The 18,280-nt window shown below is 60.1% G+C and carries 20 protein-coding genes, 1 tRNA gene and 3 pseudogenes; 13 read left to right on the top strand and 11 right to left on the bottom strand.

Annotation, left to right across the window (positions count from 1 at the left end; all coding sequences use genetic code 11):
- Nucleotides 1-9: 9 nt before the first annotated feature.
- A complete protein-coding gene (locus tag V7S54_RS31275; protein ID WP_336409830.1) occupies nucleotides 10-972 on the bottom strand; it encodes an AraC family transcriptional regulator in 963 nt (320 codons plus the stop codon).
- A gap of 142 nt (nucleotides 973-1,114) precedes the next feature.
- Between V7S54_RS31275 and V7S54_RS31280 the strand changes: the two genes are divergently transcribed.
- Both V7S54_RS31280 and V7S54_RS31290 read left to right on the top strand, forming a co-directional pair.
- A complete protein-coding gene (locus V7S54_RS31280) occupies nucleotides 1,115-1,381 on the top strand; it encodes a hypothetical protein (RefSeq protein ID WP_065377370.1) in 267 nt (88 codons plus the stop codon).
- A 218-nt stretch (nucleotides 1,382-1,599) separates the two neighbouring features.
- Nucleotides 1,600-1,803, top strand: a pseudogene (locus V7S54_RS31290) (isochorismatase family protein); the annotation flags it as partial.
- A 441-nt stretch (nucleotides 1,804-2,244) separates the two neighbouring features.
- Here the strand turns inward: V7S54_RS31290 and V7S54_RS31295 are convergent.
- The 4 genes from V7S54_RS31295 to aspA form a co-directional block, all read right to left on the bottom strand.
- The gene (locus V7S54_RS31295) at nucleotides 2,245-3,573 is read right to left on the bottom strand and encodes a sigma-54-dependent transcriptional regulator (RefSeq protein ID WP_336409829.1); all 1,329 of its coding nucleotides are present in this window, start codon (nucleotides 3,571-3,573) and stop codon (nucleotides 2,245-2,247) included.
- Nucleotides 3,549-5,369: a sensor histidine kinase gene (locus tag V7S54_RS31300; RefSeq protein WP_065377367.1), complete on the bottom strand. Its 1,821-nt coding sequence runs from the start codon at nucleotides 5,367-5,369 to the stop codon at nucleotides 3,549-3,551. The genes V7S54_RS31295 and V7S54_RS31300 overlap by 25 nt, the downstream gene beginning before the upstream one ends.
- A 144-nt stretch (nucleotides 5,370-5,513) precedes the next feature.
- Nucleotides 5,514-6,794 carry a dicarboxylate/amino acid:cation symporter gene (locus tag V7S54_RS31305; protein WP_065377366.1) on the bottom strand — a complete coding sequence of 427 codons (1,281 nt, stop codon included), beginning with the start codon at nucleotides 6,792-6,794 and terminating at the stop codon, nucleotides 5,514-5,516.
- A 63-nt stretch (nucleotides 6,795-6,857) separates the two neighbouring features.
- The gene (gene aspA, locus V7S54_RS31310) at nucleotides 6,858-8,276 is read right to left on the bottom strand and encodes an aspartate ammonia-lyase (protein ID WP_065377365.1); all 1,419 of its coding nucleotides are present in this window, start codon (nucleotides 8,274-8,276) and stop codon (nucleotides 6,858-6,860) included.
- A gap of 825 nt (nucleotides 8,277-9,101) precedes the next feature.
- Here aspA and V7S54_RS31315 point away from each other — a divergent pair.
- Nucleotides 9,102-9,329: pseudogene (locus V7S54_RS31315) on the top strand (hypothetical protein); the annotation flags it as partial.
- Nucleotides 9,329-9,583: a BBE domain-containing protein gene (locus V7S54_RS31320; RefSeq protein WP_336409828.1), complete on the top strand. Its 255-nt coding sequence runs from the start codon at nucleotides 9,329-9,331 to the stop codon at nucleotides 9,581-9,583. The pseudogene V7S54_RS31315 and the gene V7S54_RS31320, both read left to right, overlap by 1 nt.
- Nucleotides 9,584-9,736: 153 nt before the next feature.
- Here the strand turns inward: V7S54_RS31320 and V7S54_RS31325 are convergent, their stop codons facing one another.
- Nucleotides 9,737-9,997, bottom strand: coding sequence for a hypothetical protein (locus tag V7S54_RS31325; protein WP_336409827.1), 261 nt, complete (start codon nucleotides 9,995-9,997; stop codon nucleotides 9,737-9,739).
- A gap of 172 nt (nucleotides 9,998-10,169) precedes the next feature.
- Between V7S54_RS31325 and V7S54_RS33375 the strand changes: the two genes are divergently transcribed.
- From V7S54_RS33375 to V7S54_RS31345, 4 genes and pseudogenes are all read left to right on the top strand, one after another.
- Nucleotides 10,170-10,265, top strand: coding sequence for a hypothetical protein (locus tag V7S54_RS33375; RefSeq protein WP_442892637.1), 96 nt, complete (start codon nucleotides 10,170-10,172; stop codon nucleotides 10,263-10,265).
- 194 nt (nucleotides 10,266-10,459) lie between these two features.
- Entirely contained in the window at nucleotides 10,460-11,317 is an 858-nt protein-coding gene (locus V7S54_RS31335) for a TIGR02587 family membrane protein (RefSeq protein ID WP_065377149.1), read from the top strand.
- 208 nt (nucleotides 11,318-11,525) lie between these two features.
- Complete coding sequence (locus V7S54_RS31340; protein WP_162764787.1) at nucleotides 11,526-11,732, top strand: hypothetical protein; 207 nt, start codon at nucleotides 11,526-11,528, stop codon at nucleotides 11,730-11,732.
- A gap of 28 nt (nucleotides 11,733-11,760) precedes the next feature.
- A pseudogene (locus V7S54_RS31345) lies at nucleotides 11,761-11,973 on the top strand (pyridoxamine 5'-phosphate oxidase family protein); the annotation flags it as partial.
- 90 nt (nucleotides 11,974-12,063) lie between these two features.
- Here V7S54_RS31345 and V7S54_RS31350 read toward each other — a convergent pair.
- A complete protein-coding gene (locus V7S54_RS31350) occupies nucleotides 12,064-13,146 on the bottom strand; it encodes a zinc-binding metallopeptidase family protein (RefSeq protein ID WP_336409826.1) in 1,083 nt (360 codons plus the stop codon).
- 243 nt (nucleotides 13,147-13,389) lie between these two features.
- On the opposite strand from V7S54_RS31350, the gene V7S54_RS31355 reads away from it, so the two are divergent.
- From V7S54_RS31355 to V7S54_RS31370, 4 genes are all read left to right on the top strand, one after another.
- Nucleotides 13,390-14,667: an NAD(P)/FAD-dependent oxidoreductase gene (locus V7S54_RS31355; protein ID WP_336409825.1), complete on the top strand. Its 1,278-nt coding sequence runs from the start codon at nucleotides 13,390-13,392 to the stop codon at nucleotides 14,665-14,667.
- A 169-nt stretch (nucleotides 14,668-14,836) separates the two neighbouring features.
- On the top strand, nucleotides 14,837-15,121 hold the full coding sequence (locus V7S54_RS31360) for a PRC-barrel domain-containing protein (protein ID WP_336409824.1): 285 nt from the start codon (nucleotides 14,837-14,839) through the stop codon (nucleotides 15,119-15,121).
- 204 nt (nucleotides 15,122-15,325) lie between these two features.
- Nucleotides 15,326-15,646 (top strand): PepSY domain-containing protein, encoded by a 321-nt coding sequence (locus V7S54_RS31365; RefSeq protein ID WP_065377155.1) that lies wholly within the window; start codon nucleotides 15,326-15,328, stop codon nucleotides 15,644-15,646.
- 21 nt (nucleotides 15,647-15,667) lie between these two features.
- Nucleotides 15,668-16,261 carry a general stress protein gene (locus tag V7S54_RS31370; RefSeq protein WP_336409823.1) on the top strand — a complete coding sequence of 198 codons (594 nt, stop codon included), beginning with the start codon at nucleotides 15,668-15,670 and terminating at the stop codon, nucleotides 16,259-16,261.
- A gap of 125 nt (nucleotides 16,262-16,386) precedes the next feature.
- Here V7S54_RS31370 and V7S54_RS31375 read toward each other — a convergent pair whose 3' ends face one another.
- The 3 genes from V7S54_RS31375 to V7S54_RS31385 all read right to left on the bottom strand — a co-directional run bounded on the left by V7S54_RS31375 (nucleotide 16,387) and on the right by V7S54_RS31385 (nucleotide 17,746).
- Nucleotides 16,387-16,650, bottom strand: coding sequence for a hypothetical protein (locus tag V7S54_RS31375; RefSeq protein ID WP_336409822.1), 264 nt, complete (start codon nucleotides 16,648-16,650; stop codon nucleotides 16,387-16,389).
- 756 nt (nucleotides 16,651-17,406) lie between these two features.
- The gene (locus V7S54_RS31380; RefSeq protein ID WP_268753080.1) at nucleotides 17,407-17,529 is read right to left on the bottom strand and encodes a hypothetical protein; all 123 of its coding nucleotides are present in this window, start codon (nucleotides 17,527-17,529) and stop codon (nucleotides 17,407-17,409) included.
- A gap of 85 nt (nucleotides 17,530-17,614) precedes the next feature.
- Nucleotides 17,615-17,746: a hypothetical protein gene (locus tag V7S54_RS31385; protein ID WP_268753081.1), complete on the bottom strand. Its 132-nt coding sequence runs from the start codon at nucleotides 17,744-17,746 to the stop codon at nucleotides 17,615-17,617.
- Between the two features lie 124 nt (nucleotides 17,747-17,870).
- On the opposite strand from V7S54_RS31385, the gene V7S54_RS31390 reads away from it, so the two are divergent.
- A tRNA-Gln gene (locus V7S54_RS31390) sits at nucleotides 17,871-17,943 on the top strand.
- A 6-nt stretch (nucleotides 17,944-17,949) separates the two neighbouring features.
- Here V7S54_RS31390 and V7S54_RS31395 read toward each other — a convergent pair.
- Entirely contained in the window at nucleotides 17,950-18,174 is a 225-nt protein-coding gene (locus V7S54_RS31395; RefSeq protein WP_065377158.1) for a hypothetical protein, read from the bottom strand.
- Between the last annotated feature and the right edge of the window lie 106 nt (nucleotides 18,175-18,280).

Genomic DNA, 18,280 nt, shown 5'->3' on the forward strand with positions numbered 1-18,280 from the left:
GGCAGCCCGTCAACCGATGGAGTCGCGTCTTTTCGAGTCGCTGGAGTTCAGGATTGCCTTGATGTCTCTGAGCGGCGGATGACCGAAGGCGCGCCGATATTCCCTGTTGAACTGTGTCTGGCTTTCGTAGCCGACGCGCAGCGCGGCTGTTGCGGCGTCGAGCGATTCCGAAAGCATCAGTTCCCGCGCATGATGCAGCCGTAGGTGCTTCTGGAACTGCAGCGGGCTCATGGCTGTCATGGCGCGGAAATGGTGGTGCAACGTGGATATCCCCATGTTGGCAATCTCCGCAAGTTCCTCGACGCGAAGCGGCCGGGCATAGTTTTCTTTCAGCCACGCGACGGCCTTTGCCACCCGGTTACTGTTCGTGCCAGCCAGCGCAAAACGCCGCAGCCGCGCACCTTGCTCGCCGGTGAGCAGCCGATAGAGGATCTCGCTCTGGATTTGATTGGCCAGGAACGGGATGTCCGCTGGCGCGTTGGCGAGCGAAATCAGTCGCAATAAGGCGTCGAACAGCTCCGGTGTGGCAGCGCCAACCGCGACGCCGAGATCGCGTTCGGGTGCATCCGGCGGCTGGATGTCGTAATCGGCGATGATTCGACGCAGCTTTTCGAGATCGAGGCGCAGCGTGGCTGCCACATAGGGCTCACTCTCGCTCGCCTCGCAGATCTGGCCGGTCATCGGCAGGCCGATGGCGGTCATGAAGAAGCAGGATTCATCGTAAACGAGCATTTCGTTTCCGACATGGATACGCTTGCTTCCCTTGATGATGAGCGCCATGCTTGGTTCGGAGACGCTGGAAAACGGGCCGGCTGGCTCGATGATGCGATAGAGCGAAAGCCCCGGAACAGGGTGGCCGTAGCGAACGCCGTCCCATGGCAGTTGCGAGAGCATGTCGAGAATTCGCGCCCGAAGGGGCGCGGTTTCCTCGCGCAAGTCGCGTTGCTGCATAATCGTCTCGCTCGTTGCCATGCCCTGACCCGTCCTCCGACCCGCCCGTCAAATTGGCTTCTTATCATAATACGTTGATCTCGACAGGATTAGGCAACCACAATGCCGGAGCGCGCGGCGAAGCATCCGCGCCAGAAGGGCGTCATCCAGCAGATCAACGATCGTGCCGCCGAAGGACGCCCGCGCCCTTCCCGCCCTTGACAATCAGCTCGACGAACTGGAGGTCGCACGCGAGAAGCTTGTCCAGGAACGCGCCGGCGCTGAGCGGCCGGCCGAGGATTTTCAGGAAAGGATCGCCAAGGTGAAGGCACAGTTCGATCCGGCCAATGTCGAGATCAGCATCCGGCGTCTCATCTTTAAAGCGTGCAACAATAGCAATGAGGATGCCAAGCAGCGGCTAAAGTCGCAAAATTTCCTTGCAAAAGGCTGACTTCTGCGTGCGAGTTTTGCGACAGAAATTCCCCTGCAAAATCAGCGCCGACGATTTTGTCGCTAAACTTAGGAATTCTGCGAACGCTTGGCCATCCACTCGACCATCATAGGGCTGCCATCGGCGGCATGCCGCTCTTCGAGCACTTCTGATTGCACGATACGGTCTGCCCGGAAATGGCGATAGTCCCCGCGAAGCTCGCACCAGGCGGCGATCAATGTGACATCGACACCGCCCGCTTCGCCATGGAGCTCGGCTATCACGTGACCCTGGTGCGCGACGCGACGGCCGCCTTCTCGCACGAGTTGACGCACGCCGCACACGAACTGAGCGGGCCTACCTTCGCTCACGCTATCCTGACGACAGCCGAACTGATCGCGGCGCTGCCAAAGGCCTCCAGTTCAGAGAATGCAAAGCTATGATCAGTTCGATCAAATGGCTCGCTCCTAAATCGGCATGACGCAATCAGTTGAGGGAGGCGAAAGCTTTTCGCCTCCGCTGCAATCGGCCTACATGTCGTCCAATGACGATGAGACGAAAATTCCTATCTATGAGGTCTAGGAAGACGCCACCACATTCGAAGAACCCTGGACCATCAAGTCGGCCTGTTCGCTTTGATATTTCCCCAGCATCAAACAACGCGCGGGAAATCGTCTGCGACATTGGGGGATGTCATGGGTAGCAGGACTGACATCGTCGGCCACCACAAACGGATGCCCTATGTAGCGATTGTTGGAGAGATTGTGCCCCCGGAGATCGGATACGAAGGGTTGATGACCCAGACGCGGTCCAGATCGCCTTCCGGCAGTTCACGCCAGGAAAGGATATAGCCACACCGCAACCCAACACCGATGGATTAGCAATCACGACAAGCCATACTTACGGATCTTGTCGTGCAGGGTCGCCTTCGGCACCAGCAATTCCTCGCTGACGCGGGCCAGGCTGTTACCGCTGCGGCCGAGAGCTTCGGCGATGAGGGCACGCTCGAAGGCTTCGACGGTTCGCGCCAACGACCGTGGAGTGATCTCAGCCGGCCCACCAAAGGGCGGGAAGCCGGCTGCGATCCCCAGCACGCAGCGCTCGGCGACGTTGCGCAACTCGCGCACGTTGCCGGGCCAGTTGTAAGCGAACAGAAGGCGCGTGCGTTCGGCGTCAGGCGCGAGCACGGGGCGCTCGTGGCGTGATGCAGCCTGCACAGCAAAATGCTCGAACAGCAGACTGACGTCCTCGCGCCTTTCGCGCAAGGGCGGCAAGGGCAGTGTCGCGACGTTCAGGCGATAATAGAGATCAGCGCGGAATTCGCCTTTTTCGGCAAGTCCTGCCAGATCGACTTTCGTCGCCGCGATGACACGGCAGTCGATGAGGATCGGGGTGTTTGACCCGAGGCGCTCAAGCGTGCGTTCCTGCAGCACCCTGAGCAGCTTGACCTGCATGGCTATCGGCATGCTCTCTATCTCGTCGAGAAACAGCGTGCCGCCATTGGCGTGCTCGATCTTGCCGATCCGGCGCTTGGCAGCGCCGGTGAAGGCTCCGGGCTCATGCCCGAAGATTTCGCTGTCGAACAGGTTGTCAGGCACGCCGCCGCAATTGATCGCGACGAAATTGCCGCTCCTCCTTGGGCTCGCATCATGCAGGCAGCGCGCGACGAGCTCCTTTCCGGTCCCGGTCTCACCCTGAATCAGCACGTCGGCTGCGCTATTTCCAAGCTCGCCGATGAGATGGCGTACGCGCTCGATGGCAGCAGAATCTCCGATGATGCGGCTGGCGGTCGATTGCCTGTTCTCAAGTCGCGCGCGCAGTTCGCGCACCTCCAGCGTCAGCGTGCGTTTTTCCAGCGCCCGCCGCACGATCTCGACGAAATAATCGGGCGAGAACGGCTTCTCGATGAAGTCGTGCGCTCCGTCCTTCATCGCCTGGACCGCCAGAGAAACATCGCCATGGCCAGTCATCAGGACCACCGGTAGGTCGCGATCCTGCCGTAGGAAGTCATGCATCAGGGCCATGCCGTCATCGCCCGGCAGGCGGATGTCGGTGACCACGACACCCGGAAAATCCGCAGCAACGAGCTGCCGTGCCTTTTCGGCGCTTTCGACCGCCAAGACCTCCATGCCTTCGAGCTCGAGCGTCTGCTGACAGCCGAGCCGGACGTTCGGTTCGTCCTCGACGATCAGGACCTTGAGGTTGTCGCCCATGGCGTTTCTCCGATATCGGCTGCGGGAAGAGCGACGGTGAAAACCGCGCCGCCCTCAGGATGGTTCGCCCCCGACAGCGTTCCGCTGAAATGGTGCACGATTTCCAACGAAATGGCCAAGCCGAGCCCCAGGCCCCTGTTGCTTTCCTTGGTCGTGAAGAATGGCTCGAAGAGGTGCTCGCGCACGTCTTCCGGCAGACCCGGCCCATTGTCATGGACCTCCACGATCACGCGCGTCGCCTCGCGCCGGCCGTGAAGGCGCAGCATAGGTCCCGCAATGCCCTCGATCGCATCGAGCGCATTGGCAATCAGGTTGACCATGACCTGCTCCAGGCGGTTGGCGTCGCAGAGCGCCGTCATTTCGTCCGCCCCGATCTCGGTGGATACGATGACGTTTGCCCCGCGCAGGCGCTGGTCGAGCAGGAAAAGCGCGTTGTCGACGGCGCGTCGGACATCGACCGGGCCCGGCATGCCGGAGGATTTGCGGGCGAAGGACTTGAGCTGGTTGGTGAGCGTGCCCATGCCATCGACGATGCTGCCGATGCGGTCCAGATTGTGCTCGGCGGTCGCGACGTCGCCGCGACGGAGGAATTTGACCGCATTGCCGGAAAGCGTGCGCAGCGCTGCCAGAGGCTGATTTATTTCATGGGCAAGGCCTGCGGAAATCTGACCGATCGTTGCCAGCTTGGCAGCATGGACGAGCTCGTCCTGCGCCGCGCGCAGCGTCCGTGTCCGCTCCTCCACCTTGCGTTCGAGTTCGTCATGGGCGCGCTGCAACGCCTCTCGCGCCCGCAGCCGGTCGCGAAGATGCCGCCGTCGCTGGTCGAGCAGCACCAGCAAGATGCCAACGAAGGCACTGGCGATCGCCGCCAGCGCGGCGCGTGTCCAGGCGATAGCCCTGACTTCGCCGGCGGGCGAGAGCACGGTCAGCGACCAGCCAGTGTCGCCCATGGGAGCAGTCTGCGCCAGAAAATTGCCGGACAACTTGGAGCCGCCGTCGACGTCCGCCGGCGGAGCAAGCCGCACGAGGACAGCATTTTCATCGAAAGCCTCCTCACGTGTCAGGCCGAGCGAGGGAAGCGGGCGGGCGTTATATTGCAGGCTGCGCTCCAGCCGCCGCCTTTCTTGATCCGGCAACGGGTGCAGCGTCGTGAATTTCCAGGATGACACGGACGCGAGGATGACGACACCGTTCTGATCAGTGACGATGACGGGCACTTCGACGGTCGCCCAGGACTGCTCCAATTGTTCAAGACTGACCTTGACCACGGCAACGCCTACAACCTCGCCATTCGCGAGCAAAGGCGAAGAGAGATAGTAGCCCGGCTCGCCGCGGGTGATACCGATGCCGAAGAGCCGGCCGGGCCGGCCCCGCATGCCATCTGTGAAGTAGGAGCGGTAGGATAGGTCCTCTCCGATAAAGCTGTCAGGTCGGTTCCAGTTGCTGGCAGCAACCACATGTCCTTGCCGGTCGAGCAGATAGATAGACAGCGTGCCCGCCCGGTGGTTGAGCTGTTCGAGGTAGCGGTTGACGGTGTCGGCGAGCGGTTTTCGGCGCGCGACCAGGTCGATTACGTCCCGCTCCAGGCCAAGCGTCGCCGGGAAGTAGGCGTATTTGTCGATCTGCCTGTTCAGGCTGGTGGCGTAGACTTCGAGGCGTTGGGTTCCCGTTCTTTGCAACTCAGCGAGCCCCAGGTTCTCGCTGACGCGAAAGCCCGCAATGCCGGCGGCGAACGCTACAGCGACTAGGCCGGGCAGCAGCAAACCGTATTTGCGAATGAAAGAGGCGATCGACATGGGAACGAATGGAAGCGGATGCGCACGCCGCAACAGTGTTGTTGTTGATCCGGCTCCCTACCACATCCGATGTAGCGGAGCGAGTATGCGGTCATCTGCCCGCCTTCTTAAGGGAAAGCGGGCAGACTGTCCTTGGGCGTCCTGCTATTCGGCTGCGGCCAGTCTTTCGCGTGTGCGCTCTTCCGTTTCGTCAGGAATGTCGAGCGCGTTTTCCCACTTGGCGACAACCGTGGTGGCGATCGCATTTCCGAGTACGTTGGTGGCGGTGCGCCCCATGTCGAGGAAATGGTCGATACCCATAATCAACAGCACGCCCGCCTCTGGCAGGTTGAACATCGGCAGAACGGCGGCGACAACGACCAGCGCGGAGCGTGGCACACCGGCGATGCCCTTGCTCGAAACCATGAGGACCAGCAGCATGATGATCTGCTGTTCCATTGTGAGCGGCAGGCCGTAGGCCTGCGAAATGAACAGAGCGGCAAAGGCTGTATAGATCATCGAGCCGTCGAGGTTGAACGAATAGCCGAGCGGCAGGACGAAGCCGATGACACGCTCCTTCACGCCGAAGTCTTCCAGTTTCTCCATGACGCGCGGGTAGGCTGCTTCGCTGGAAGCGGTGGAAAAACCGACAAGCATCGGCTGGCGCACTTCCCTGACCAGGCGGAATACGTTCGCGCCGAGCACCAGGAATCCTGCGCCGACTAGCACGGCCCAAAGCACGACGAGCGTTGCGTAGAAGCTGCCGACGAACTTGCCGTAGACCATCAGGATGCCGAGACCCTGGACGGTGACGACGTTGGCGACGGCAGCAAAGACGCCGACCGGTGCGAAACGCATCACATAATCCGTCACCTTCAGCATGACCGGGACGGCGCCTTCGATGACCTCGATCAGGGCTCGAGCCTTTGTGTCCTTCAAGCTGCCGAGGGCGAGACCGAAGAATACCGAGAAGACGAGAATCTGGAGGATCTCGTTATTCGCCATCGCCTCGAAGATGTTGCGGGGGAAGACGTGGGTGATGAAGTCCTTGAGATTGAGCGAGGAGGTCTTCAGGTCGGCCGAGGCCGAGACATCGGGCAAGGGCACGCCAACATTGGCGCCGGGCTGGAAAAGATTGGCGAAGACGAGGCCGATTGCCAGCGACGCGAGCGACGCCATCAGGAACCAGCCGAGCGCCTTGCCGCCGATGCGGCCGACGGTCCGGGCATCGCCCATGCCAGCCATGCCGGCGACGAGGGTCGTGAAAATCAGCGGCGCTATGATCATCTTGATCAGCCGCAAGAAAATGTCGGTCACCATCGCGAAATAGCCGGCGATATCCTTCGCCACCGCCGGGCTGCCCGAGAGCACGTTGCAGCCGTAGCCGACGACAACCCCCAGGATCATTGCGATGACGATCCAGGTCGTCTGCTTGTTAATCTTCATGATAATCTCCTTCCTCCCCCGCCCGGTCCATCCGGGCGGTTTTTCAGTCAACAGATTGGTGGCTCAGCTGCGCGCCGTGATCGGGCGCGGCTTCGTCAACGCCTCGGGGCGCAAGACTTCGGCGAGCGCTTCGGCGGTCATTAGCCCGCGCGCCTCCACGAGTTCGGCGACACCTCTTCCGGTCCGGTGCGCCTCCGCCGCGACTTCGGTCGCATTGGCGTAGCCGATGATGGGGTTGAGCGCGGTGACGATGCCGATTGAACCCAGCACACTTGCTTCCAGGCGCTCGCGATTTGCGGTGATGCCGTCGACGCATTTGTCGGCGAGGATCAGGCATCCCTTACTGAGGTGACCGATACTCTTGAACAGGCTATGGGCGATGATCGGCTCGAAGGCGTTAAGCTGGAGCTGACCTGCCTCGGCCGCAAAGGTCACCGTCAGGTCGTTGCCGATCACCTCGTAGGCGATCTGGTTGACGAGTTCTGGGATCACGGGATTGACCTTGCCGGGCATGATCGAGGAACCAGCCTGGCGCGGCGGCAGGTTGATCTCACCGAAGCCCGCCCGCGGTCCGCTGGAGAGCAGGCGAAGATCGTTGCAGACTTTGGAAAGCTTGACCGCGACGCGCTTCAGGACGCCCGAAAGCTGGACGAAGCTACCGCAATCCTGTGTGGCTTCGATAAGATTGGGCGCAGTGATCACGGGCACGCCGCTATCCTCCGCGAGCAACTGGCAAACCAGAGCCGCATAATCGGGATGGGCGGTGATGCCCGTGCCGATGGCGGTGGCGCCGAGATTGATCTCGCGGATCAGCAGGGCGGCCTCGCGCAGCCGCTGCTCGTCTTCGCCCAGCATCACCGCGTAGGTGGAGAACTCCTGCCCCAGCGTCATCGGCACCGCATCCTGCAGTTGGGTCCGCCCCATCTTGAGGATGTCGTGGAATTCGTCTGCCTTGCGTTCGAAGGCTGCCCGGAGATAGGCCATTGCATCGATCAGGCGGAATATCCCGCTGTAGGTCGCAAGCTTCAGCGCCGTCGGATAGACGTCGTTGGTCGACTGGCCGAGATTGACCTGCTCGTTCGGGTGCAGGCGCCCGTAGTCGCCGCGGGCGTGGCCCAGGATCTCAAGCGCTCGATTGGCGATGACCTCGTTGGCATTCATATTAGTGGACGTACCGGCTCCTCCCTGGATTACGTCCACCACGAACTGATCGTTGAGCGCGCCGGCCTCAATTTCGTGGCAGGCGGCAACAATCGCCTCGGCCCTCTCGGCATCGAGCTGTCCCAGTTCCATGTTCGCCCGCGCCGCAGCCATCTTGATCTGCGCGAGCGCGCGGATCAGATCCGGATAGTGTGAAATCGGAATGCCGGTCACCGCAAAGTTTTCGACGGCGCGCAGCGTGTGAACGCCGTAATAGGCGTCAGCGGGGACCTCACGGTTCCCGAGCAGATCATGCTCTGTACGGCTCAAGGCAACAGTCATCAGGCGTTTTACTCCTCTCCATCCACCCGCTGCCGAGCGAGTGTCACCTGTAGAGAGCAATACACATGCCAATTCGAGCGGGCCCAAGTCGCGCCGCTAAGTCATTGAAAGTAAACCTTCCGCTTCGCCGAGCCGTTCGACCGTGTTCGGATTTCCGAATGGAGGTTGGGTGGTGCGTTCGGCGAACCGAATGATCTAACCCTATTCAGGGGCGCCATGGATGCCGTACTTCGAGCCTTCTCGGCCTTGCCCCGATTGCTTTATGCCTCTGCGCAGCCGCCTGATGCCCCGTCTCGTGAATGAGCGAAGAGGCGATGCCGCTGCCGACCATTCGCTCGCGCGGGACACGGATGACCGCGACGGGACTTGTGCGGCCGCCGGGCAGCCGCGTGCGCGCCCGGCGGATAGCGGCGCCAGGCCCGCGCTCCAGGTGACACACGACCGGCGGCAGCTCGTAGAATTGGCCCTGCCGGTGACTCCAACTCCTCGTTCTCGCCGAATTCGAGCTCGAGGCCGATCGCCTTGCCGGCCGCATTCGCAAGGCCGGTGCCGATCGCCTGGCCGATGGGCGACTTCGCCGCCCGGCCGACGACGCTGACGGCTTTCTTGATGAAGTCGCCAAGTCAGCCGAGTGTTGGCTGCCACCGGCCCTGCCACCGCGACTATGTTTGCCATCCGCCTCGTTTCGTGGCGACCGTCTCGCAGCCGGATTCCGGCCGCGTGCTTGGAACTAATGACGGGCGAGACTGTTTCAGATGTGACTTTGGCATGACGCTGACGTGCCCTGCTGGCTGGGTAAGCCTCGATTTTGAGGAGACTCGCATCATGAAGATTTCGTCCAGATTTCGTTCAGTCGCGGCTGCGGTTATCGCTGCAGCAGGATTCAGCTTTGCCGGCTCCGCGCATGCCGACAGCGGTACGATCAGCTTCTCAGTCTACAAGGCTGCCTTCTTTGTGGGTGGTTCTGGAGGCGAGGGCACGCTGACCTTCCATGGTCGCCGCTATCCCATCTCTGTCGGCGGCATCTCGGGCGGCCTCGCCTTCGGCCCTTCATGCTCAGTCTCGATGCAATCTGGTCCGATCCGGCGGAGGACGATACCAACATCAAGTGGGTTCGCGACGTCTGGCAGGATATGCAGTCCTATTCCACCGGCCGCCTGTATCTGAACTTTCCCGGATTTGGAGAAGGTGAGACTCTGGTTCGCGACGCGTTCGGTGCTGAAACCTACGCGAGGCTTCAGAAGGTCAAGCGCGACTACGATCCAGACAATCTCTTCCACATGAACCAGAATATTCTGCCGCAATGAGGCCGGCGGAATGCCTCATTGATGACAAGGACCGCATTCGCCGCGAGGTGGACGACTGGTACGATCGTCAGGCCTTCGACCGGTAACTTTCATTGCAAAGGCTGCCGGGCTCTGCTCGGCAGCACCGGCCGCTCGAATGTCATCCGCCGCGGCTCAATCGCACGGACAGCTGATCCTGACGATAACGCGGCCGGGGTCGGCGAGACTTTCAGCAAGCCGCTGAACAACGTTTGCGCCCCCTGGCAGATCGACTGCCCCTTCAATAACGACGCTGTTTCCAAGCACCCTGAATGTGAGATTTCGCGTCTCCAATGATGACGCCGCATTCAAGGCACCTTTGATTGACGCAGCGAGGCCCGAGATGTCGGCTCCCTCGCCGCCTCGGCAATTGAACTCCGGCAGGATCAAGACCATCGCCAGCCTCCCCCTTTCCTGCGCCCAACACTCTGATTGGTGCGATGTTCCGTAGGCTTGGTATGCCGGCTGAGCCGGCGTGATCCGGGAATGACCGACCCTAGCTAGGAGCAGCCGTGCGCATCGCCCTTCTCGTCAACAAAGTCACGAAAGAGATGCTGACAATCACGGCATGTTCCTGGTCGGCCTCGATATCGTCGGGGACAAGTTGCTGGAGATCAAGGTGTCTACACCCGGCGGGCTTCAGACCATTCGTGAAACTTTGTGATGTCGACTTCTGCGAAGACATGCTGGATTCGCTGGAGAACAAGTTCCAGATCAGGAAACCAATCAAGGCGCGCTGAGCAACCGCATCCTCTCGACCCTTTAAGCTTCGGCCGCAAAAGGGGCTCCGTTCCGCCAAGACCAGGAACTTGCGGAGCTTGTCGACGTTTTGAGATGGCAGCCGAAAGGGGGACCGGAATGGCGATCGAGCAAACGCGTGTCAATTTCGACCACAGTCGATTTTCCAAGGGCCTTGCGCGCGGATTGGCTGGCGCTCTGCTCTTTGCGCTGCCTATGTTCCTGACGATGGAGATGTGGGAACTCGGGCTCTATATCGACCGATCAAGGCTCCTTCTGTTGCTCCTGGTCAACATTCCCTTGCTCATCCTCCTGGCGCGCCGGATCGGGTTTGAAAACATCTCGACTTGGCATGAGGCAGTGCGCGATGCCAGCATTGCCTATTTCCTGGGTCTGTTGGCCAGCACCTTCGTGCTGTCTGCCCTAGGCGTTCTGAGCGTCGGGCAGGCTCTACCCGAGGCGGCAGGCATGATCGCCATTCAGACGGTTCCGGCCAGCATCGGTGCATTGCTAGGTCGCAGCGAACTGGGCGGGCGCGACGATGATGACGAGGACGCACAGGACCCCGTCGACGATGATACGCAAAGTGGCTACGGCGGCGAGCTCTTCATGATGGCCGTCGGCGCCTTGTTTCTCGGATTGAATGTCGCCCCGACCGAGGAAATGATCCTGATTTCCTTCAAGATGTCACCCTGGCACGCAATCGCACTCATCGTTTCGTCCATCGTGCTGATGCATGGTTTTGTCTACGCGCTGTCGTTTTCGGGCGGACACGAACTGGAAGAAGGCACACCCGTTTGGCATGCCCTTATCCGCTTCACGCTCCCCGGCTATGCCGTCGCCTTTGCGATCAGCTTCTACTGTCTCTGGACGTTTCATCGGCTGGACGGCATCGAACTGACCCAGGCGATCATGAGCACGGTGGTGCTTGCATTTCCAAGCGCAATCGGCGCCGCGGCAGCGCGGCTCATTCTCTAGGTGATCTATGGCAAAACCGTCGAAATCCCGCTCGATCGAAAGTGGCGAAGGCCATTGGATCGAATGGCTCACCGGGTCGGTCTCAGCCATCGGTGTGATAGCCCTGATCGGGTGGGTTGGCTTCGAAGCTGCGACGCAGAGCGATGGAGCGCCGGACCTGTCAGTCAAGACGATCAGCAGCGCAAGCCGGGACGGCGGATATCTTGTCATGTTCGACGTCGAAAACGCGGCCGACCGGACTGCCGCCGACGTCGTCGTGCGTGGCGAGATCACCGCCGGAAACACTGTTGTCGAAACGGTCGAGATTACACTCGACTATGTCCCGATGCATTCAAGGACGCGTGCTGGATTGATCTTTCGCAACGAGCCCGCGGGGCGATCCCGGATTTTTGCCACCGGCTTTAGCGAACCGTAGCTTATGGCGACATTGTTCGGGAACCCAGGTTAGTCTCACCTATACTGCCCGTCCAAGCCTGCTCGGCAAGCCCGGCACATTCATTGCAATTGAGGGGAACGCCTCTCTCGTCAAGGACCAAGAGATGTTCAAGAAGCACAGGGTGAGCGATCTCGAACGCTGGTTCCCGCAAGGGGTGGGCACACCTGGCCCTATGCTGATCAAAGTCCGCGCGCCGCAGATCAGTTATTGGCATGGTGACGGAGACAAGAAAAATCCCGATTCCGTAGGCCAGGAGCATGGGTCTCAATATCGTTTCGTCGCAACGTCCCGCCCGGCCCTTGCATCCGGGTTAAAGGCGACCTGTTTGAAGGCGCGCTTCTGCAATGAGCCGATTGATAAAATCGAGTTTGGCTATGACCGGTGGCGAAAGAACGAACGGATAAATGTCCCGTTCGCCCATGGATCGCTGGAAGGTGTTAAGGGCCAGGCTGATCGGAACCCAGGCGTCCACCAGTTGCTGAGCATTCTCCGCCCGATAAGGGTCGAAATCGACCTCGACCTCAACGCCGTGGTGACTTAACGGCTCTATGGATAGCCCGAATGATCTGGTCGTCTCCAGCGTATCGACAATGTGAAACAGGTGGGCCCAGCATTCGGCAAAATCTTCAGATGGGTGGCTGCTTGCGTAAGCGGAAATGAAGGTATCCTGCCAGTCCGCAACTGGCCCGTTGTCGTAGCTTTTTTGGAGCGCTGCTGCGTAGTCTTCGCGCTCGTCACCAAAGAGAGCACGTGCCTCCTCGAGCAAAGCGCCCTTTCGCACCAATTGCTGAAAATAGAAGTGACCGATCTCGTGGCGAAAGTGTCCAAGCAGGGTTCGGTAGGGCTCTCCCATCGAAACACGAACGGTCTCGCGAACGATGTCATCGGCCTCGGCCGCTCGAAGACTGATCAGACCGCTCCGGTGCCCAGTCATCGCAGGGCTGACACCGCCGCCTTCATTGATCGCATCTTCCAGAAAGTCGAAGACCAGACCGCCCTCCGGGTCGACGTCTCTTCCGGGACACGGAAGGCCAAAGCGCAGAATGGAATAGAACAGATGGCGCTGGGCCGCGCCTATTTTATGAAACCTTGCGAGGCCCTCCGGGGTATTGGTGTTGGGGATGAGCCGATTGTAACGTGCAGGAATTGCAAGAAGAATTGGATCGTCGGCCGCAACCAACCAGTTGCTCCCATCTATGGCTGCGTTGGCACAGAACCGCCAGGTTTCGCCTGGCCGTGAGGGAATGCTCCACAAACCCTCACCTGCTTCCAGGAGAGTGTGCAGCGTCAATGTGTCTGCAACAAACCCGACCGGCGCATTGTTGGCCCCGACGCTGAAATGATTGTCGAAATAGAGCGGAAATCCGCTGATATCGCATTGGTAGAGCCGCATGCCAAACACCTCTTGCAACGCCGCCGCATCGCTTAACGCGCGAGAAACGAGATCCGGCGAGGCAACTCATGAGATTTTTCCCGTGCGTCTCGCCCGATTTGCAAAGGCTCAGGGTGGGGTGCCTCAGTCGGAGCTCTGCCGGGTTCGACCGGCGAGCGTTGGACTGAGCACCTTGACTAGTCGACCACCCCGCCCATGTCCTTCTCATGTCTTCCCTGCCTGACGCGGCATGGGGGAGAATTCATGGCTGATCGTGGCCGCTTGTTGCCCGAAGTACAACGCACATGGGAGAGCAACGAGTTGGAGACAATTACGCGCAAGCGCAAACTGCGGTCCTTCCGGCCATTGTGGGCAACCACTCGGAATATCCAGGTCGCGGCGCAACAGCGGATCCCTACCAACGTCGTCGACGTGCTGATTGTCGGCGCCGGCATTGGAGGGGCGCTGATGGCGCTGTCCCTTGCCAAACGAAACATGACAATCCTCGTTGTCGATCGACGGCAACCGGTTCAAGGCAGCACTCTGGCCAGCACCGCGATGATCCAGCATGAGATCGACATGCCGTTGCATAGGCTCACGGCGATGCTTGGGCAAGCAAAAGCGCGGCGCGCTTGGCAACGCTCCGCCAAGGCCGTGGAAACGCTAACTTCGCTTGTCGATAATCTTGGGATCGACTGCCATCTCGAGCGGAAGAATTCGCTCTACCTCGCTGGAAATGCCTATGGTGCAAGAGCGCTCGCCACAGAGGCGGAGGCACGCGAAAAGGCTGGCATTTCAGCAGTGTTTTTCAATGCCGCGCAACTGCGCGTAAAGTTTGGACTGGAGCGGACCGCTGCGATCGAGTCCGCCATCTCCGCGTCCGCAAATCCCGCACAATTAACCGCCGGCCTGTGGGGCAAGGTGCAGGCAGACGGTGTGGCGATCGTAGGAGATACTGAGATCACCGACATTCGCAGCCTCGATGACTGGAACGCCGCGGCGACATCAAAAGGAGAAATCATACAGGCCAGGCATGTCGTCTTTTGTACCGGCTACGAGTTGCTCGATGTCGTGGCCAACCAAGAGCATCGGATCTTCTCCACCTGGGCGCTTGCAACCAAGCCGCATCATCCGAGGCCGCGTTGGCTCAAGGATTATGTGCTATGGGAGGGATCGGACCCCTACCTCTATTTTCGCTCGACTGCGGATGGCCGCCTCATCGTCGGAGGTGAGGACGAAGAAAGCCCCACAGCATTTCAGGACCCCATCAAACTCAAGTTCAAATCCGAGACCTTGCGGGCGAAGCTGTCTGCGCTCCTGAAACTACCGATCGCCGAGCCAGCCTATCAATGGGCAGCGGCCTTCGGCGTGACCGCCGACGGGCTTCCGATAATCGGTCCGGTTCCAGGGCTCAACAACGTTTACGCTGTGATGGGATATGGCGGAAACGGCATCACCTACAGCCAGATCGCCGCGGAGATCGTGTCGGCAGCAATATTGGGGCACCACGATCCGGACAGCGAACTGTTTGCATTTCGCTGAGGTTGCGCGACCTCGCCCTGGACGCAGGTCACCTTCCCGATTCGTCTGGCGACTGATCGCGGCAGAGGAGACCTCTCTCAGGCCGAGGCCGACAGAAAGCAGCTTCATCAATGGAACCGTTTACCGCTGAGCCGGTTCTTTCAGTCCGACTTAACCGGAGACCAAAGATATGGACCATACCAATCACGTGCGCCTTGATCCTTCGGAACTGATACCGGCAAACCTCGAAGGCGCGACCGTTTACGGCGCAGACGATGACAAGGTCGGAACGGTGGATCACCTTCACGGCAGCACTGCGATCATTGATGTTGGCGGCTTCCTCGGGATTGGCGCGAAACCGGTCGCCGTGCCGTTGGCGGATCTCGACTTCATGCGCGACGATGACGGCGACGTTCACGCCATCACCACCTGGACGAAGGATCAGCTGAAAGAAATGCCAGAGCACCTGGACTGATGACCGGAGCGCAGCCGCTAGAGCCGCATCATGGAACGTGGCGATGGGGTGGGAACATGAACACATCGCGTGCCCCTAGGCCGACACGTATTTTTCGAAAAGTCGAAACCACTGCGTGAACGGTAAAAAACTCGGGAACCAAAAAATTCGAGCGAAGTTTGAGGGTAGTGCCTTCCACGGGCTGAAAACAAGGATGTAGACATCATGAAGAAACTGCTGCTCGCCGCGGTATTCCTCGGCGCATCGACCTTTGGCGCGCTCGCGCAGACTTCTACGCCTCCGGCCACTACGAACGGTGACACGCCGGCCGTCGCGACGCCGGACTCCACCAATCCCACCGCCCCGGTCGCCGGGGCAAACAGCTTCACCGAAGAACAGGCCAAGAAACGCATCGTTGAAGCCGGTTACACCGACGTTGCGGGCCTCAAACTCGACAGCGAGGGCGTCTGGCGAGGCAGCGCCATGAAGGACGGAAAGTCTGTCCAGATCGCAGTCGACTACCAGGGCAACGTGGTCGCCAACTAATCCCAGCAGCGAGGAACCCCAATGAAAACCGTTAGTGGACTTTTTGACGATTACTCCGATGCCCGCGCGGCGGTGAGTGCGCTTGAAGATCGCGGCGTGCCGTCTGACGATATCAGTATCGTTTCCAACAATGTCGGTGACTGGTACTCCAAAGACAGCAATGCTGCCGAGGGCGCAGGCACAGGCGCAGGTCTAGGTGCTGCAGTTGGCGGTATCGGGGGCCTCTTGACCGGGCTTGGCGTAATGGCCATTCCAGGCGTCGGTCCTGTGGTGGCGGCGGGCTGGCTTGCCGCAACGGCAGCAGGTGCAGCAGCTGGCGCAGTCGCCGGTGGCGCTGCGGGCGGACTGATCGGCGCGATGACCGAATCCGGCGTCCCAGAGGAACATGCCCATGTCTATGCCGAGGGCGTGCGCCGCGGCGGAGCTGTTGTCACCGCCCGGGTTGACGAGAGCCTATACGCGGACGCCCAGGCCATCCTACGCCGGGGCAGCTGGGTAGATCCCGAACAACGCCGCGCAGCTTACCTCGAGCAGGGCTGGACACGCTTCGACGAAGACCTCGATCCCTACACTCCCGAGGAGATCGAGAAAGAGCGTCTCCGCTACAGGCCTTGACCGGAACCGGGAGGCTGCGAAGCGTTTATTACCCAGCCCCTAAAACTCAATTTCGGCCCCCCTCGGGGCCGATTTTTATTGGTGGGCGCGGAAGCCTGCACAGCCGGGCCCGGCTCATATCTGACCTAGGCGCGATCAACAAACTTGTTAAACCGGCTCAAGCTGCCATCGGCGACTTTGTCCTGGTGCAGAAAAAACAATCGATTGTGGTCGAATATCCTGAAAAACTCCTCCCATGAAATCGGCTCCAGTTGTTCATCCCGTTCGCCAAAATCAATCCGTAAAATCCCACCTTCATCGCCGCCCTTCACTCGGGTTGGCCGCCCGTTGCGTGCCTCTGCCCAATGTCGAATCTCGTCATGATCTTGGGTCGTTTCAGCCTTGGTCATCAGCTTTCTCCTCTCGCATTCGTCGCTGTAGGCGCCGAACAGGCTGAGCTGACCTTTGTTCCCACCCACAATTCCTCAACCCTGGCACCAACAGGATTCGCGCCCGGAAGGCGTTAGGCAGACCGGACCCTCGCCGACGCTGGACCAGGTTCTTTCGGCTGATTTCCAGCAGCTCCTTCCAACGTGCCCTGGAGTGGCCGGTCGTTGTCGAGGTCGGCGAGGCGCTCTTCAGATAGGTTCGTCCCAACTGGGTAAGCGCGACCACGCAAGGACGCTGTCTATGCGCAGGGTGGTCGCGACCCTAAAAAGCTCTATTGAGCAGGCGTCGTAGTTGAAGGTTGCGTCGTAGACGGCTGAGTAGTCGACGGTGTCGTCGTTGACGGCTCCGTAGTGGACGGTGTGGTCGTCGACGGTTGGGTGGTTGACGGCTCAGCAGTCGACGGTGCTGTCGTCGACGGGGTAGTTGTCGATGGCGTGGTCGTCGACGGTTGCGATGTCGTCGGCTCAGTCGTGGTCGCGGGCGGTGTTGCGGTCTCCGGGGTCGTTTCCTTCTTTGGCATTAGGAGGACGACGAGGATGATGACCACCACGGCAAGAATTATTCCAAGGACGGTATTTCGGCTCATGCTTGGCTCCTCTTGGGTGCATCCGACTGGCGAATTGTATCACGGCAACCAAAACCGGAGATGAACAGGTCAACCGGGTGAGGGCGAAGTCCGCGCCGCAAGCGATCGCTTCGGCCTTTTTGCTGGGCGTTTAATCTTCCGAAAGTTGCTCTGCCGTAGCTGCGACCTCGGAGTTGCCGAACGTGCCGTCGACATACTTGAAAACAAGTATGCTCATGATCGAGGCGACAATTGCAATCACGACTATACGCATGCGGCTGTTCCGGTGGTCGTTGCGATCTACAGCAACACCTTCGACGTCTCGTTGTTCCGTCGTGGGACCGGGAATGTGAGAGGCTCTAGTAGCCAGGAACGATTGCCGGCGCCTCCGGTGGTGCCGGCTCCACTTCCGGTCGGAGCGCCAGAATGCTCAATACCAGGGCGACGAGAATGCAGATGAGTACGAGGAAGGCGATGCCGGCTTTGTCCATGGCCTACCTCAGCCCTTGAATGTGGGCATAACGAGGCACCGGCGCGCGACGATTACCCGGACAGGGTGGCAGCCCTCATTTTCTCACTTCTTACGTCATCCGGCATTATCAAGTTGCCATCTCTTCAGGCTTAGCCAAGCGGAAAGGCATCGGTTTTTGGTACCAACGTCGCACGTTCGAGCGGTGGGCCTGAACCAATGTTACTACTGCGCCGCGGAGAAGCTGGGGGCGTCGTCGCCCTCTCCGTGGGCGAGGAACTGCACCAGAGCAGATAGGAGTTGTTCCGCCGTCGCGCGATCCAGCATAACCTCAACGACTTCTTCTTGCTCGGCTATGAGTTGAAGGCGACCAAGCAGCGGATCCGTAGAGATCACTTCAATGTCGTTGCCCTGATATTCCGCCTCAAGTGACGCCCAGTGGTTTTCCATATCCGCCTCCAACGACAATGTTTCACCAGCCCATGCAGGTATCGCAGATCGGGTTCTCTGGGTCGGTTGCTTCCCATGAGGGCATTGGGTTGCGACAGTGGAGACA

The organism is Ensifer sp. CCNWLY38 (genome assembly GCF_037120565.1).
Lineage (GTDB): Bacteria > Pseudomonadota > Alphaproteobacteria > Rhizobiales > Rhizobiaceae > Ensifer > Ensifer adhaerens_H.

Bases quoted from the DNA above. Each gene is read 5' to 3' on its own strand.
- V7S54_RS31350 (WP_336409826.1), bottom strand. From the start codon at position 13,146: ATGCGGCTCTACCAATGCGATATCAGCGGATTTCCGCTCTATTTCGAC.
- V7S54_RS31370 (WP_336409823.1), top strand. From the start codon at position 15,668: ATGAAAACCGTTAGTGGACTTTTTGACGATTACTCCGATGCCCGCGCG.
- V7S54_RS33375 (WP_442892637.1), top strand. From the start codon at position 10,170: ATGTTCCTGGTCGGCCTCGATATCGTCGGGGACAAGTTGCTGGAGATC.
- V7S54_RS31360 (WP_336409824.1), top strand. From the start codon at position 14,837: ATGGACCATACCAATCACGTGCGCCTTGATCCTTCGGAACTGATACCG.
- V7S54_RS31320 (WP_336409828.1), top strand. From the start codon at position 9,329: ATGCTCAGTCTCGATGCAATCTGGTCCGATCCGGCGGAGGACGATACC.
- aspA (WP_065377365.1), bottom strand. From the start codon at position 8,276: ATGACTGTTGCCTTGAGCCGTACAGAGCATGATCTGCTCGGGAACCGT.
- V7S54_RS31355 (WP_336409825.1), top strand. From the start codon at position 13,390: ATGGCTGATCGTGGCCGCTTGTTGCCCGAAGTACAACGCACATGGGAG.
- V7S54_RS31305 (WP_065377366.1), bottom strand. From the start codon at position 6,794: ATGAAGATTAACAAGCAGACGACCTGGATCGTCATCGCAATGATCCTG.
- V7S54_RS31365 (WP_065377155.1), top strand. From the start codon at position 15,326: ATGAAGAAACTGCTGCTCGCCGCGGTATTCCTCGGCGCATCGACCTTT.
- V7S54_RS31380 (WP_268753080.1), bottom strand. From the start codon at position 17,529: ATGCGTATAGTCGTGATTGCAATTGTCGCCTCGATCATGAGCATACTT.
- V7S54_RS31335 (WP_065377149.1), top strand. From the start codon at position 10,460: ATGGCGATCGAGCAAACGCGTGTCAATTTCGACCACAGTCGATTTTCC.
- V7S54_RS31375 (WP_336409822.1), bottom strand. From the start codon at position 16,650: ATGACCAAGGCTGAAACGACCCAAGATCATGACGAGATTCGACATTGG.
- V7S54_RS31395 (WP_065377158.1), bottom strand. From the start codon at position 18,174: ATGGAAAACCACTGGGCGTCACTTGAGGCGGAATATCAGGGCAACGAC.
- V7S54_RS31385 (WP_268753081.1), bottom strand. From the start codon at position 17,746: ATGGACAAAGCCGGCATCGCCTTCCTCGTACTCATCTGCATTCTCGTC.
- V7S54_RS31340 (WP_162764787.1), top strand. From the start codon at position 11,526: ATGTTCGACGTCGAAAACGCGGCCGACCGGACTGCCGCCGACGTCGTC.
- V7S54_RS31275 (WP_336409830.1), bottom strand. From the start codon at position 972: ATGGCAACGAGCGAGACGATTATGCAGCAACGCGACTTGCGCGAGGAA.
- V7S54_RS31325 (WP_336409827.1), bottom strand. From the start codon at position 9,997: ATGGTCTTGATCCTGCCGGAGTTCAATTGCCGAGGCGGCGAGGGAGCC.
- V7S54_RS31300 (WP_065377367.1), bottom strand. From the start codon at position 5,369: ATGTCGATCGCCTCTTTCATTCGCAAATACGGTTTGCTGCTGCCCGGC.
- V7S54_RS31295 (WP_336409829.1), bottom strand. From the start codon at position 3,573: ATGGGCGACAACCTCAAGGTCCTGATCGTCGAGGACGAACCGAACGTC.